Raw genomic sequence first — 14,477 nt, forward strand, 5'->3', positions numbered from 1 at the left:
GTTTATAATTTCTAATCTTTAAATTTGTCTTAATCAAAAACAAGCGATGATAAAATCAAAACAAAATACAGAACATTATATCTGGGGTGGAAACTGCGACAGTTGGATTTTGCTTAACTCAAATAATCTTTCCATTAAGCAGGAAACGATGCCTCCAAATTCAAAAGAGCAATTGCATTTCCATAAAAACGCCCAACAGTTTTTCTTTATTTTAAAAGGAAAAGCAGTGTTTACTGTTGATGGAGAGGTTTTCGAGGTTGCTGAAAATTCGGGATTTCATATCTCGCCAAATAAAAATCACCTGATAGAAAATCAATCAGATGTTAATTTGGAATTTCTCGTCATATCGAATCCTTCAACAAATAATGATAGATTTGCAGTAGAAAAATAAAGGATGAAATCTCTATACAATCTTTTCGTTCACTTAATGATTTTCGGGATGAAAGTTTTCTCACTCTTCGATTCCAAAACAAAAAAAGGAGTCAGGGGAAGAAAAGAATCTCTGAAAATCGTTCGGGACAACATCCATGGACAAAAAGTGCTTTGGATGCACGCTGCAAGTCTTGGCGAGTATGAGCAGGGACTTCCGGTTCTTGAAAAGCTGAAAGAACAATTCCCGGAACATAAGACTCTAGTGACGTTTTTTTCACCTTCCGGTTATGAGAATGTGAAGAAAAGAAAACAGATTGCTGATGCTGTCTGCTATTTGCCTTTTGACAGAAAAAAAGATGTGAAAGACTTTGTTTCCTCTTTTGAGACGGAGATTTTCTTCACGGTTAAATATGATTATTGGTACAATCTTCTGGAAGAGTTGAAGCATCGAGGCGTGAAAATCTATGTGATTTCAGCTTTGTTTTATGAGCATCAGGTGTTTTTTGAAAGTTATGGAAAATGGTTTGCAAAACAGCTTCGTCAAAACATCGACTGGTTTTTTCATCAGACTATCAAATCACAGGCTTTGGCAAAAAAAATAGGATTGACCAATTCTACGGTTTCTGGTGATACACGATTTGACCGGGTGAAACAATTTTTAGACAGAGATAATCACCTGGAATTCATAGAAGAATTCAAAGCGGACCAAAAGCTGATTGTCTTCGGAAGCAGTTGGCAGGCAGAGGAAGATATTGCTCAGGTTGTGGCAAAAAAACTTCCCAAAATGAAACTCATCATTGCTCCTCACGATTTGCACAGAGTTCCGCATCTGCAGAAATTATTTCCGAATGCTATATTATACAGTTCCCTTACAAATTCTCATATCCCTGAACTCTCAAACTCTCAAACTCTCATCATAGATAGTATCGGGAAACTTTCCAAATTGTATTCTTATGCGGATCTTGCGGTTGTTGGAGGCGGATTTCATTCGGCGGGTTTGCATAATATTCTGGAAGCGGCGGTCTATGGTGTTCCGGTGATTTTTGGAAATCAGTACAAGAAGAACCCGGAGGCAGATACACTGATTGAGGCGAAAGGAGCCAAATGTTTTGACGACTTTGTTGCGGCTTCAGCTTTTATCACAGAATTGATTAATAAAGATTCGCAGACAGAGGATGAAGAGAAATCTTTCCTGAAACAGATGTCCGAAAATGCTTACAATTTTGTGAATTCTCAGCCTGATGCGACGGAGATTATTGTAAAGAAAATTCTGAACAAAACATCGTCGACTTAAACACTATGCTCACAAGGCTTGTCGCAAAGTTCACAAAGAATTGAGCTGTATTTTTTGTGTTCTTTGTGAAAACTTTGCGTCTTTGTGGTTAAAAATCCTATTTCAAAAATCCCTGACTTTTTATCTCCTTCACAATCAATTCAAAATGGTCTGGGATATTTTCACATTTCAGCCAGTTGAAATCTAAACCGTTATTGATACAAAGCTTTTCAAAATAAAGATTATTATGGATTTTGGAATCAATATCTGATAGAATTTCGTCAAATTCCAGCCAATAATCTTCATCCAATTTTTTGATTTGAATTAAGGCTTTGAAAATCTTGTTGATAAGGTAAATGTAAAGTTTATAAACTGCATCGAATCTCTGTTTTTGTAATTTATCGTTGTGTCCCAAAATTTCATTAATCAAAAATAAATTCAAATAAACATCTCCAAATTTATCCGTTGTCACTTTGACATGTTCTGTGATTTCAGCGCTTAATTTTCGTACTAAAACCAGGAAATATTTCGGATTGCCTATGTACTTTGATATTTCTAAGATTCTTTCCTTGATGTAAGCTTCCATTGTGTTGCGCTTGTCATCTGTTGTTTCCTCATCGATAAGCTCAAAATACAATTTCTTGGACAGTAATTTGTCTTTCTTCAGTAATCTGAAAATCAACTTATCCTTTTCCGAATGCGAAAACTGACTGAGCGCGGCTTTAAATTCCTTTGAATATTCCATTAATTGAATAGTTTAGAATATTTCATAAATCCGTTAAAAGCCCAATTGGCTGTATAATACAAAGATTTCAAAGTTGAAAATTTCATATAATTTTTATAAACCAGATATTGGTCTTTCATAATATTAGATTTATTCCTTGAAACGCTGTTGGGAAGCATTCGGTATTTTGATAAAGTTTTTTGCAGAGGTTTTCCTTGTGGGATTTTTTTTAATAGTTCCAGCCACATCACGTGGTCTTCACGTTTTGTACCTTCCGGAAAATAGAATTTCCCCACTCTTTCAGAATCATACATAGATGATAAAAGCGATAATCGGCAGGTCTTCAAAAGGTTACTGAAGGTCACAATGGTGTCTGCTTCAAAATCACCAATTTTTGTAGGATTTAGATTCTCATCACAACGAGAATAAGTGGAATAAGCCAATTCTGCATTTTCGGACTTCATAAAATTGACCATTTCTTCAAGGAAATTGGGTTCCCAAAAATCATCTGCATCCAGAAAAGTAATGAATCTTCCTGTCGCATTTTCAAGAGAAATATTTCTTGCGTGTCCGGCGCCTCCGTTTTTCTCAGCTTTGAAAACTTTTATTCTCGGATCGCTTTGTTTTCCTAAAATTTCCACCGAATTATCTGTCGAACAATCATCTGTAATCAGCCATTCCCAATCCTGGAAAGTTTGATTGAGAACAGAATCAATGGTGTCGTTCAAATATTTTGAAGAATTGTAACTCGGTGTGATGATAGAAATTTCTGCCACTTGCGATTTTTTGCAAAGATAAATAAAGCATGTAAGATAAAAGAATAAAGAGAAAGGACTTCATTTTCGAAAATTAATAGTGTTAAATTTAAAGTTGCCATTTCCTCTCAAAATCTTAACTTTGTGAATCTTAAAAAAAATCATTATTAATTCTTACTTCATAGAATGTTTTACGATCATCAGCAGATAGAAAAAAAGTGGCAGAAATACTGGGAAGACAACCAAACGTACAAGACTTCCAATAACACAGACAAACCCAAATTTTATGTTCTCGATATGTTTCCGTATCCTTCCGGGGCAGGACTTCACGTAGGTCACCCGCTTGGATATATTGCTTCCGACATTTATGCGAGATATAAAAGGCATCAGGGTTTTAATGTGCTTCACCCGGTTGGTTATGACAGTTTCGGACTTCCTGCTGAACAGTATGCTATTCAAACAGGACAGCATCCTGCGATCACGACTGAACAAAACATTACAAGATACGAAGAGCAACTGAGAAAAATCGGTTTCTCTTTCGACTGGAGCCGGGAAGTAAGAACTTCGGACGCTTCTTATTATAAATGGACACAATGGATTTTCATTGAACTGTTCCATTCATGGTATAATAAAGATACAGATAAAGCAGAGCCCATTTCTTCTTTGATTAAACGTTTTGAAGAAAAAGGAACAGAGGGTTTAAATGCCAATCAGAATGATGAATTAAATTTCACTGCAGAAGAATGGAAAGAAGCTTCTGAAATGGATAAAGAAGACATCCTTTTAAATTACCGTTTAGCCTACAGAGCAGAAACGACTGTAAACTGGTGTCCCGCATTAGGAACAGTTTTAGCAAATGATGAGGTAAAAGACGGGAAATCCGAAAGAGGAGGTTTTCCTGTTTTCCAAAAGAAAATGATGCAGTGGAGCATGAGAATTTCTGCTTATTCTGAAAGATTGTTACAGGGTCTTAAAACTTTGGATTGGCCACAGCCGTTGAAAGATTCTCAGGAATACTGGATCGGAAAATCTCAGGGGGCACAGGTGAAGTTCAATGTTGAAGGTCATGACGAAATCGTTGAGGTTTTCACGACAAGACCTGATACGATCTTCGGAGCAACCTTTATGGTGCTGGCTCCTGAAAACCCTTTAGTAGAAACAATTACTACGGCAGAACAAAAAGCTGAAGTAGATACTTATATTGAAGAAACTTCCAAAAAATCTGAAAGAGACAGAATGTCTGACGTGAAAAACGTTTCCGGCGCTTTCACGGGAAGTTATGCTTTGAATCCTTTCAGTGGAGAAAGAATGCCAATCTATATTTCAGATTATGTTTTAATGGGCTACGGAACAGGAGCTGTAATGGCGGTTCCCGCGCATGATGAACGTGATCACAGATTTGCAAAGAAATTTAATTTAGAAATTAAAAAAGTTGTAGAAACGGACGAAGATGTTCAGGAAGCTTCTTTCGATTCTAAAGATTCGATTTGTGTAAATTCTGATTTCTTAAACGGTCTTAATTATAATGATGCAAAAGCAGCGATTATTGTAGCTATTGAGAAAAAAGGAATCGGTCACGGAACTACAAATTACAGACAACGTGATGCGATTTTCTCAAGACAAAGATATTGGGGAGAACCTGTTCCTATATATTATAAGGATGGGATGCCTTACACATTACCAACTTCTGCGTTGCCTTTGGAGCTTCCTGAAGTTGAAAAATATTTGCCGACTGAAGACGGAGATCCGCCATTGGGAAATGCAAAAACGTTTGCCTGGGACGAAGCAAATCAAAAAGTTGTTGATACTAATTTAATTGATGAGAAAACTGTTTTCCCATTAGAATTATCTACAATGCCGGGTTGGGCGGGAAGCTCATGGTATTTCCTAAGATATATGGATCCAAATGATGATGAGGTTTTTGTGAAAAAAGAACTGGCAGATTACTGGGGACAGGTAGATTTATACATCGGAGGAAGTGAGCACGCGACTGGTCACTTATTGTATTCCCGTTTCTGGAATATGTTCTTAAAGGACAGAGGGTTTATTAATCATGATGAGCCTTTCCAAAAATTGATCAACCAGGGGATGATTTTGGGAATGAGTGCTTTTGTGTATAGAATTGATGGGACTAATCAATATGTTTCTAAAAATTTAGCAAAAGATTATAGAACGCAGGCTATCCATGTTGATGTATCTTTATTAAAAGGAACTTCTGACGAATTGGATACGGAAGCCTTCAAAGCTTGGAGACCAGATTATTCAGATGCAGAATTTATTTTAGAAGACGGAAAATACATCACAGGTCGTGAAGTAGAAAAAATGTCTAAGTCTAAATATAACGTAGTAAATCCTGATGACATCTGTGAAGAATACGGAGCAGACGGTTTAAGATTATATGAGATGTTCTTAGGTCCGTTGGAGCAATCCAAGCCTTGGAACACGCAAGGTCTGAGTGGAGTTTATGGGTTTCTTAAAAAATTCTGGAATCTGTATTTTGACGGAGATACTTTCTCTGTTTCTGACGAAGAGCCGACAAAAGCAGAATACAAAGTTTTACATACTTTAATAAAGAAGGTGGTTTACGATATCGAAAACTTCTCTTTCAATACTTCTGTATCTTCATTTATGATTGCCGTAAATGAATTACAAAAAATAAAATGTAACAAACGCAATATTTTGCAGCCTTTAGCTGTTATAATCTCACCATATGCGCCACATATTTGCGAAGAGGTATGGAATTTGCTGGGAAATAATGATTCTGTTGAATTTGAACCATTTCCTGTTCTTGATGAAAGCTATCTTGTTGAGGATGAGATAGATTATCCGGTAAGTTTCAATGGTAAGATGAAATTTAAAATCAAATTAGCGGCCGACTTAGGTAAGGAAGATGTTGAAAAATTGATGATGGAGAATGATGACGTAAAGAAGGTTTTAGGAGATAAATCAGTTAAAAATTTCATTTTTGTTCCGAAGAAAATCATTAATATTGTTATGTGATTTTACGGTTTTAAGAAATGTTAAGAAAAATTATCATTCTTTACATTGGAATTCATTAAAATTAAAATCATAATTTATGTAAATCAATTTTATATATCTTCCATTAATGTTTCTAAAAGAGATAATGAATTCATAAAAACACTGTTTTAATTTAATTAATAATTAAAAATTGCTATTTTAGCAGATAAAAAAATTACAAGTCAAACGGAAAATAATTTTGCATTTTTCAAAAATTTGACTTTATTTTACACGATAAAATTTAACAATTATAATTTAGTTTTAATATGGAAATGAATGTTTCAAACACGGATGAGCAAGTAGTTGCTAAGAAAAAAGGAGGTCTTAACCCAGCGGTAATTATTCCTATCTTATTAGTAATAGGTATTGCCATTTATTTATTTGTTTGTGGTAACCCGTCTAACTTTCAAGAAGATGCGCGTATCAATGGTGTAGCTTCGGTTGCATTTGCAGATATCGAAAGTAAGGAATTGCACCCACACGGTCTTGGGATGGTTTACATGGGAGGGTTTATTGTACCAATCCTTATTACATTCATGATCACAGTAATAGTTTTCGCGATCGAGCGTGCATTCGTTTTGAGCAAAGCTTCTGGTAATGGTAATCTTGATAATTTTGTTTTAAAAATTAGAAGTTTATTGAACCAAAACAGAGTTGACGAAGCTCTTGAAGAGTGCGACAGACAACAAGGATCTGTAGGTAATGTTGTAAAAGAAGGTTTAACTACTTACAAAGCATTGGCGAAAGATACTACACTAGACAAAGAACAGAAAATGGCGGCTCTTAACAAAGCTATAGAAGAAGCAACAACTCTTGAAATGCCAATGTTGGAAAAGAATATGATGATCCTTTCTACTTTGGGTACAGTTGCAACATTAGTAGCACTATTGGGAACGGTAATCGGGATGATCAGAGCGTTCGCTGCTTTAGGTGGTGGAGGTGGAACTCCGGATGCTGCAGCATTATCAATCGGTATCTCAGAAGCCTTGATGAACACAGCTTTGGGTATTGGTACTTCTGCTATCGCAATTATCCTTTATAACTTCTTTACTTCTAAAATTGATGGTTTAACTTATAAGATTGACGAAATCTCTATGAGTATCCAACAGTCTTTTGCCGAGTTTCACTAAGAAATTAATAGCAATTGGAAATAAATAAAAATGTAAAACTTACATTTTTAAAATCATCATAAATTAGTTAACAAAGACATTTAAATAATGGCGAGAATTAAACCAAAAAGACATGGAGTAGTTACGGATATGACCGCGATGTGCGACGTTGCGTTCCTGCTACTTACATTCTTTATATTAACCACACAGTTCAAAAAACCTGATGTGGAGCAGATAAAACCGCCTTCTTCTATATCAGAGAAATTGCTTCCTGATGCAAGTCTTATGACGATTAATGTTACTCAGAATGGTGTATTCTATTTTCAACCGGTTGAAAACGGTACAGAAAGAATGCAACTATTGGATAAAATGGGTCAGAAATATGGAATGAGTTTCACTGATCCTGAGAAAGTAGCATTTACAAAAGTACAGGCGGTAGGAGTACCAATGGGGCAGCTAAAAAGTTATTTGAATCTTCCAGAAGATCAGCAAAAAACTTTTAAGGCGAAAGATGGTATTCCAATGGATAGTACAAACAAGCAATTAATTGACTGGGTTCAACAAAGTTTAGCCGTTAATCCTAACTATAAGTTAGCAATTAAAGGAGATGTAACTACAAAATACCCGAAGGTGAAAAGTTTGTTTGAAGGTTTAAGAGATATTGACTTTCTTAAATTTTGGTTGATAACATCACAAGAAAAATCTGAATAATCAATAGAAATGGCAGAAGTTCAAGTAAAAGAGGATAGCGGGAAAGGCGGCAAAGTCCGTTCGAAAAAGCAGAATACCCGCGTAGATATGACGCCGATGGTAGACTTAGGTTTTCTTTTGATTACATTCTTTATGTTTACCACCACATTTAGCAAACCAAACGTAATGGATCTTGGTCTTCCTGCGAAACCGAAGGAAAACCAAAAACCACCAGATACAGAGATTAAACTAAGTAATTCAATTTCTATCATCATAGGCAAGGATAATAAGATTTTTTATCATCAGCAAGATCAACAAGGTCTTAACGATCAGACTCTTGTTGAAACCAACTTTGATAGAGAAGGAATTAGAAAAGTAATTGAGCAAGCAAAAGCTAGAGCAGCTGATAAAGACAAATTCACCGTAATTATCAAGCCGACTGACGATGCAGTATATAAGAACTTTGTAGATATTCTTGATGAAATGGCTATTACCAAAAATGAGAGATACGGGGTTACCGATATCAAACCATGGGAATTGGCTGTTTATAAAAAGAAAGTTGGGGAATAACCTCTCTACAAGTATCATGTTAAAAATATAAACAATGGCAGATGATAATCTAAAATACGATCTGACTCTTGATGAGATTGTATTTGAAAATAGAAATAAAGAGTACGGAGCTTATGATCTAAGGACTACTTATCCTAAGTTGCTTACAAGGTCTTTTTTAATTGGGACAGCTTTCTTTCTTCTTTTGGCAGTTTCTCCGCTGATTTACCTTAAGATTCAACAAATGAATGCTAAGGAAAAAACCGAAGTGGATGCAAATCTGGTAAATATCCTGGAGGAAGAACCAATCATTGAGCAACCGAAAGAAGAAGAACCACCTCCACCACCTCCACCAAAAGAGGAAGAAAAACAGGAGGTAATCCAGAATGTTGTTCCGGAGCCAAAAAGAGTTCCAAAGATTGAAACACCACCACCACCAATTACACAACAATTGGAAACTACAACGGGGTTGCAGAATCAGGAAGGTGTAAAAACGCCAACTTATACGCCACCGCCACCACCGCCGTCCACAGGTAAATCTACAACGGCTGAGGTAAAACCAGTAACAAACGAAGTTTATGAATCGGTTGATCAATCAGCTGAATTCCCGGGAGGTATTAATTCTTTCAGAAGTAAATTTCAAAATAATTTTGACTCTGGTAACTTGGAAGGTGAAGGTACTCTTAAAACGGAAGTTACTTTCGTAGTTGAAAAAGATGGTACACTAACTCAGGTAAAAGCCAATGGATCTAATGCTGATTTTAATAGAGAAGCTGAAGCTACTGTAAAAGGAATCAAGACAAAATGGACTCCTGGTAAAGTTAATGGACAGCCTGTAAGATCTAGATTTAGATTCCCAATTACAATGAATTTCCAATAGAATTTTTTTGTAATATCATATTAAAAAGAGAAGTTTTTATAACTTCTCTTTTTTTATTAGATTTGTATATGTTTAATTGGCTTTCTTTGATAACAGGAATTTTCTACATAGTTTTAGGAATCGTTGTTATACTTTATAAATTCTTCATCATTATTCTGGAACCTAATGTGGCTTACCCATTAGGAGGTTTATTAATAGCTTATGGTATCTTCAGAATAGTACGGGCTATTTTCAGAATTAAAAATGATAATTAAAATGAAAAAAATATTTTTCTTACTAGTGGCTATTTATGCTATTGCTTTTTCTTGTTCAAAAGAAAAGACAAAAGAAATTGATACGCCTAACAAAGGTGAAATTATCCTTGAGGCAGATGAGTCTTTTAAAAGCGTTACAGAAGCTTTAGTAGAAAGATATACTGCACTTAATCCTGAAACAAAAATCAATGTTGTTATCAAAAAAGAAGACTTAGGTTTACTTGATCTTTTAGATAAAAAAGTTAGGGTTATTGTAATGTCTCGTGAGCTTTCTGACGACGAAAAAAAAGCGTACGATGCCAAAATTGATTTGCCTTGGCAACCTGCCAAATTTGCTGCGGATGCAGTTCTTTTTGTTGTACCCAAAGATTCTCCTTTAGAATCAATTTCTATGGATGAAATTAATACTGAGTTGACGTCTGATAAAAAACGATTGATTTTTGACGGTACGAACTCCAGCAATCTTAATTTCATTGCTCAAAAATTTAATAAAAATCCTTCTGATCTGAAATTTTCAATCATTAACGGTAATGAGAATGTGGTAGAGCAACTGAAGAATTATCCCGATAAAATTGGCGTTATCAGTTTTAATACAATTAGCCGTCCTTTTGGAGAAGAAGCACAAAAACTAAGAGCCCAATTAAAAGTTCTTAAAATTACAAAAGCAAATAAAAGCTATGAAGCCTCTCTGGATAATCTGAAAGAAATGAGATATCCTTTTACGAGAGTTCTTTATTTTTTAACAAATGAGGCTTACTATGGATTAGGAAATGGATTTATACGATTTTCCTGTCAGCAATTAGGACAGATTATTGTTGAAAAAGAAGGTTTACAACCTTACAATATATTCAAAAGAGAGGTGCAAATGAGATAATATTAAATTTTAATATTATTTTAACTTAAAAAACTTTTTTTTATAAAATAATGGTCTGAATATTGCGATTCATACCAGCGATTTAATTTTTTGAAAAAATAATGAAAACAAAGTATATAATGAATTTAACGAAGAAAATTGCTTTAACTGCTGCAGTAGGTTTTTTTGTAAATCTAACTTTTGGACAAAGTGTCCAGGACGGTATCAATTATGTAGACAGTCAAAAGTATGCTAAGGCAAAACAAAATTTCACTGACTTAATCAATCAAAATCCTAAGGAAGCAAGTAACTATTTTTACTTAGGTAACACATATTTAACACAGTTCGATCCTAACTTCACAGAAGCTCAGGAAAGTTTTAATAAAGGTTTAGCCGCGGATCCAAAAAGTTATTTAAACAAAATCGGGTTGGCTTCTATAAAACTTGGTAAAGGTGACAAATCAGCAATCGCAGAAATTCAACAGATTGTAAAAGACTCTAAAGAAAAGGATGCTGAAGTATTGTTCAGAGCGGGAGAAGCTTTGACTTTATTTGAAAAAAACAGTTCTCCTGATCTAGCTATTACATATCTTAATAAAGCGATTGAAAAAGCACAAAAAGGAGGTGTTCCTGCCAATTATTATTATTCTTTAGGCGACGCTTACCGTTTGAAAAAAGATCCGGGAAATGCTATGTCTGCTTATGATAAAGCAGAAGCTGTAGCCAAAAATAAAGCTTCTGTATTCACAAGAAAAGGTACTCTTTGGATTGCTGCACAACAATGGCAGCAAGCTAAAGAGAATATTGATAAAGCAATTGCCGTAGATCCTACTTATGCACCGGCTTACAAAGCTCTTGCTGGATTTAATATCAAGTATCAGAAAAATGCTGAGGCTACACAAAACCTTATTAATTATACAAAGTATGCGGACGATGATCCATATACCAAATTGGAAATAGCAAAACTTTACTTTACTAATGAGGATTATGCCAATGCCAAAAAAACCTTAGACGAGGTTTTTGATAAGGTTAATGACCCGATCAAATATAAATTAAGATCTTATATTCAATATGGAGATGGTGATTATGCTGGTGCGAAACAAAATATGGATACATTCCTTTCTCAGGCTGAGAAAAGTAGAGTACAGGCTTCTGATGAAGGTTTACAAGGTTTAATTGCTGCCGGATTAGCAAAAACTGAAAAGGATGCTGCTGTAAAAGCACAACTGGAAGCAGTGGCTCAACAGAAAGTTGCATTTGCGAAAGCCGCAAAAGATGAAACACTGAAATGGGACGAAGAATTGGCTAAAATAAGAGGCGGAATTAGTAATGCGTCTGCTAATCAAGGTCCGACAAATGCTACCATAGAGGCGTTAAAAGCCAAAGTGGCAGCTAATCCTAAAGATACCGACTCACTTTATAAACTTGCTCAGGAATATCAAAATGTTCAGAACTGGAATGGCGCTATATTAACCTGGAGCAAGATGTCTTCTGCGTTACCAGATTGGGCTCCTGCTTATTATAGCCAGGGTTATGCTTATCAGCAGGCAGGAAATAATGATATGGCAAAATCTTCTTACGAAAAATTTATTTCTCTTGTGAAGCCGGCTGAGATAGAAGCGAGTAAGCAGAGTCTAGGTTATGCTTATTTCTTTATAGCTTATATGGAAAAAGATGCCAATCCTGAAAAAGCAAAACAAGCGATTGCGAAGTCACTTGAATATGAGCCGACATATCAGGATGCAATTAATCTTCAAAAGACTTTAAACAAATAATTTTTTAAAATTATTTTCATTATCAAACTTCCCAATTTCAAAAATTGGGAAGTTTTGTTTTAGTAAATTTGTATAAAAATTAGATTCAAATGAAATGTGATATTTTAGCAATCGGAGCTCATCCCGATGATGTAGAGTTGGGCTGTGGCGGAACCATTGTGAAATTGATTTCTGAAGGTAAAAAAATTGGTATTATTGATTTAACCGAAGGTGAATTAGGAACCAGAGGGACACGCGATACCAGAGCTGTTGAAGCGAAAAACGCAGCAGATATTATGGGAATCAGCATTAGAGAAAATCTTAAATTAAAAGATGGCTTCCTGAATAATTCTGAAGAGTATCAATTGAAAATTGTTGAAAAGATAAGAAAGTATCAACCGGAAATAGTATTGGCTAATGCTATAGATGATCGTCATCCCGATCATGCAAAAGCTGCAAAGCTAGTTTCCGATGCGTGTTTCTTGGCAGGATTGAGAAAGATAGAAACTTTTGATAATGGAAACATTCAGGATGTCTGGAGACCGAAGCAAATTTTTCATTATATCCAATGGAAAAATATAACACCGGACTTTGTAGTTGACATATCTGGCTTTCTGAACAAAAAAATTGAAGCCTGTCTAGCCTACAAAACTCAATTTTATAATCCCGAATCCAACGAACCGATAACACCAATTGCAACCAAAGACTTTTTGGAGAGTCTGACTTACAGAGCACAAGATCTCGGAAGACTTTCAGGAGTAGAGTACGCTGAAGGCTTCACAACAGAAAAATTGCTCGCTTTCAAAAATTTTGACGGAATTGTTTGTTAGTAATCGATAAAATTATCTATATTTGCACACGCAAAACGGTGATTGTAGCTCAGTTGGTTAGAGCGTCGGATTGTGGTTCCGAAGGTCGTGGGTTCGAGACCCATCATTCACCCAAAACTAAAACGTTTCTCATAGAGAAGCGTTTTTTTTATTATATTGTAGGCTATAATTAATATATGGAAAAGTACTTTAATCTTGTTTTTAATTATAAAAGATTATTGATAGCAAATATTCTTGTATTACTTTCTAAATGTATAGTCATACTATTTTTTAAAGAACAATTTTCGGTCTTTGAAGATTATACTATTGCTGTAAACCTCATAAAATATCATCAATATTCCGAGTTTATTAGTTTAGGCTCTACTGCTTATAAATTACCGATCTATCCTCTATTTGTCAGCGTATTTGTCTATTTATTTAACAGTGAAGCACTCAGATATGCTGCTGTAGCGCAATCTGTTTTATTTTTCTTAGTGCCTGTATTGATGTGCAAAATCACGAGATTTTTTAATCAGGAAAAAGTTGGGATAGCTGCAGGATATTTGTTTTTATTGTCTCCGGCTTACTATTTTTATTCATTTATAATAGAGGCAACTAACATATTTGTTCCGTTATTTCTTTATTGGATTTATTTATATTTAAAAATCTGGTTTCGGGATTCCGGTAGTTTTAAAGGCTATATTTTTTTCAGTTTTATAAGCGGAATATTATTTCTGACACAAGTTGTTGTGATTCCAATAGCCGGAATTTTAATTTTATCATTACTGATTTTCAAAAAAATTAATTTCAAAAATTTGATATTAATTTCTTTTGGAACAGTTTTGTTCTATTCGCCTTGGGTTATTAGAAATTATGTTGTATTTGACAAAATTATTATTTCAAAGACTCCGGTTTGGCAAAACATTTATTTTGGATTCAAGGATAATGTTCAGTTTTTTGATGATTTGAAATTGATCCCTCTTAAAAGAGATGAAACCTTATATGAAATGAGAAACGAGCATGATGAATTCATATATGAAAAGGTTTTTAAAAATGAAGTAAGAAAAGTAACTAATTTTGAGCCTCATTTTTTCGTAAAGAAAGCTGTGGGCAATTTTATATGTCTTTGGTATGTGCCTTTGAAATATTATAATGACAATTCTTTATCAGTATTGGTAACAAGAAAATTGTACATTATTGTATTAAATATCCTAACCATAATCTCACTCGTATTTTTATACCGCCGATCAAAATTATTATTTTATTTTTCTCTTTTATTTTTTGCCAATTTTACCTTTCCTTATCTGATAGGTCATGCAGCAAATATGCGATTTAAATTAGATTTTGAATGGTATCAATTGATTTTGGTTTCATATTTATTAGTTATCTTGTACCAAAAATCTAAACAGAAGAAAAATGTAATTTCCTAGAAAACTC

At 34.6% G+C, this 14,477-nt stretch carries 14 protein-coding genes and 1 tRNA gene; 13 read left to right on the top strand and 2 right to left on the bottom strand.

The genetic code is table 11. From position 1 onward, the window contains the following. The first annotated feature begins 46 nt into the window (after positions 1–46). Both QOL71_RS06850 and QOL71_RS06855 read left to right on the top strand, forming a co-directional pair. Positions 47–391, top strand: a complete 345-nt coding sequence (locus QOL71_RS06850; protein WP_283416198.1) for a cupin domain-containing protein — start codon at positions 47–49, stop codon at positions 389–391. 3 nt (positions 392–394) lie between these two features. After that, the gene (locus QOL71_RS06855) at positions 395–1,666 is read left to right on the top strand and encodes a 3-deoxy-D-manno-octulosonic acid transferase (RefSeq protein ID WP_283416199.1); all 1,272 of its coding nucleotides are present in this window, start codon (positions 395–397) and stop codon (positions 1,664–1,666) included. 97 nt (positions 1,667–1,763) lie between these two features. Here QOL71_RS06855 and QOL71_RS06860 read toward each other — a convergent pair whose 3' ends face one another. Together QOL71_RS06860 and QOL71_RS06865 are read right to left on the bottom strand one after the other, a co-directional pair. Beyond that, entirely contained in the window at positions 1,764–2,390 is a 627-nt protein-coding gene (locus tag QOL71_RS06860) for a deoxyuridine 5'-triphosphate nucleotidohydrolase (RefSeq protein WP_283416200.1), read from the bottom strand. Next, positions 2,390–3,145, bottom strand: a complete 756-nt coding sequence (locus tag QOL71_RS06865; protein ID WP_283416201.1) for a glycosyltransferase family 2 protein — start codon at positions 3,143–3,145, stop codon at positions 2,390–2,392. The genes QOL71_RS06860 and QOL71_RS06865 overlap by 1 nt, the downstream gene beginning before the upstream one ends. Positions 3,146–3,310: 165 nt before the next feature. On the opposite strand from QOL71_RS06865, the gene leuS reads away from it, so the two are divergent. The 11 genes from leuS (at position 3,311) to QOL71_RS06920 (ending at position 14,470) form a co-directional block, all read left to right on the top strand. Further along, on the top strand, positions 3,311–6,124 hold the full coding sequence (leuS, locus tag QOL71_RS06870; protein ID WP_283416202.1) for a leucine--tRNA ligase: 2,814 nt from the start codon (positions 3,311–3,313) through the stop codon (positions 6,122–6,124). A gap of 284 nt (positions 6,125–6,408) precedes the next feature. Next, the gene (locus QOL71_RS06875) at positions 6,409–7,272 is read left to right on the top strand and encodes a MotA/TolQ/ExbB proton channel family protein (RefSeq protein WP_283416203.1); all 864 of its coding nucleotides are present in this window, start codon (positions 6,409–6,411) and stop codon (positions 7,270–7,272) included. 87 nt (positions 7,273–7,359) lie between these two features. Beyond that, on the top strand, positions 7,360–7,962 hold the full coding sequence (locus QOL71_RS06880) for an ExbD/TolR family protein (protein ID WP_283416204.1): 603 nt from the start codon (positions 7,360–7,362) through the stop codon (positions 7,960–7,962). Positions 7,963–7,971: 9 nt separating this feature from the next. Next, positions 7,972–8,511 carry an ExbD/TolR family protein gene (locus tag QOL71_RS06885; protein ID WP_283416205.1) on the top strand — a complete coding sequence of 180 codons (540 nt, stop codon included), beginning with the start codon at positions 7,972–7,974 and terminating at the stop codon, positions 8,509–8,511. Between the two features lie 34 nt (positions 8,512–8,545). Further along, positions 8,546–9,370, top strand: a complete 825-nt coding sequence (locus QOL71_RS06890) for an energy transducer TonB (protein ID WP_283416206.1) — start codon at positions 8,546–8,548, stop codon at positions 9,368–9,370. Between the two features lie 68 nt (positions 9,371–9,438). Beyond that, positions 9,439–9,624, top strand: coding sequence for a C4-dicarboxylate ABC transporter (locus QOL71_RS06895; protein WP_283416207.1), 186 nt, complete (start codon positions 9,439–9,441; stop codon positions 9,622–9,624). Position 9,625: 1 nt separating this feature from the next. Then, positions 9,626–10,498, top strand: a complete 873-nt coding sequence (locus QOL71_RS06900) for a PstS family phosphate ABC transporter substrate-binding protein (protein WP_283416208.1) — start codon at positions 9,626–9,628, stop codon at positions 10,496–10,498. Positions 10,499–10,599: 101 nt separating this feature from the next. Further along, complete coding sequence (locus QOL71_RS06905; RefSeq protein WP_283416209.1) at positions 10,600–12,252, top strand: tetratricopeptide repeat protein; 1,653 nt, start codon at positions 10,600–10,602, stop codon at positions 12,250–12,252. An 89-nt stretch (positions 12,253–12,341) separates the two neighbouring features. Then, positions 12,342–13,061 (top strand): bacillithiol biosynthesis deacetylase BshB1, encoded by a 720-nt coding sequence (bshB1, locus tag QOL71_RS06910; protein ID WP_283416210.1) that lies wholly within the window; start codon positions 12,342–12,344, stop codon positions 13,059–13,061. 37 nt (positions 13,062–13,098) lie between these two features. Further along, positions 13,099–13,174: transfer RNA gene (locus QOL71_RS06915), tRNA-His, on the top strand. Positions 13,175–13,237: 63 nt separating this feature from the next. Further along, positions 13,238–14,470 (top strand): hypothetical protein, encoded by a 1,233-nt coding sequence (locus tag QOL71_RS06920; protein ID WP_283416211.1) that lies wholly within the window; start codon positions 13,238–13,240, stop codon positions 14,468–14,470. The last annotated feature ends 7 nt before the right edge of the window (positions 14,471–14,477 follow it).

It is taken from the genome of Epilithonimonas pallida (assembly GCF_900182975.1).
Classification (GTDB): Bacteria; Bacteroidota; Bacteroidia; order Flavobacteriales; family Weeksellaceae; genus Epilithonimonas; species Epilithonimonas pallida.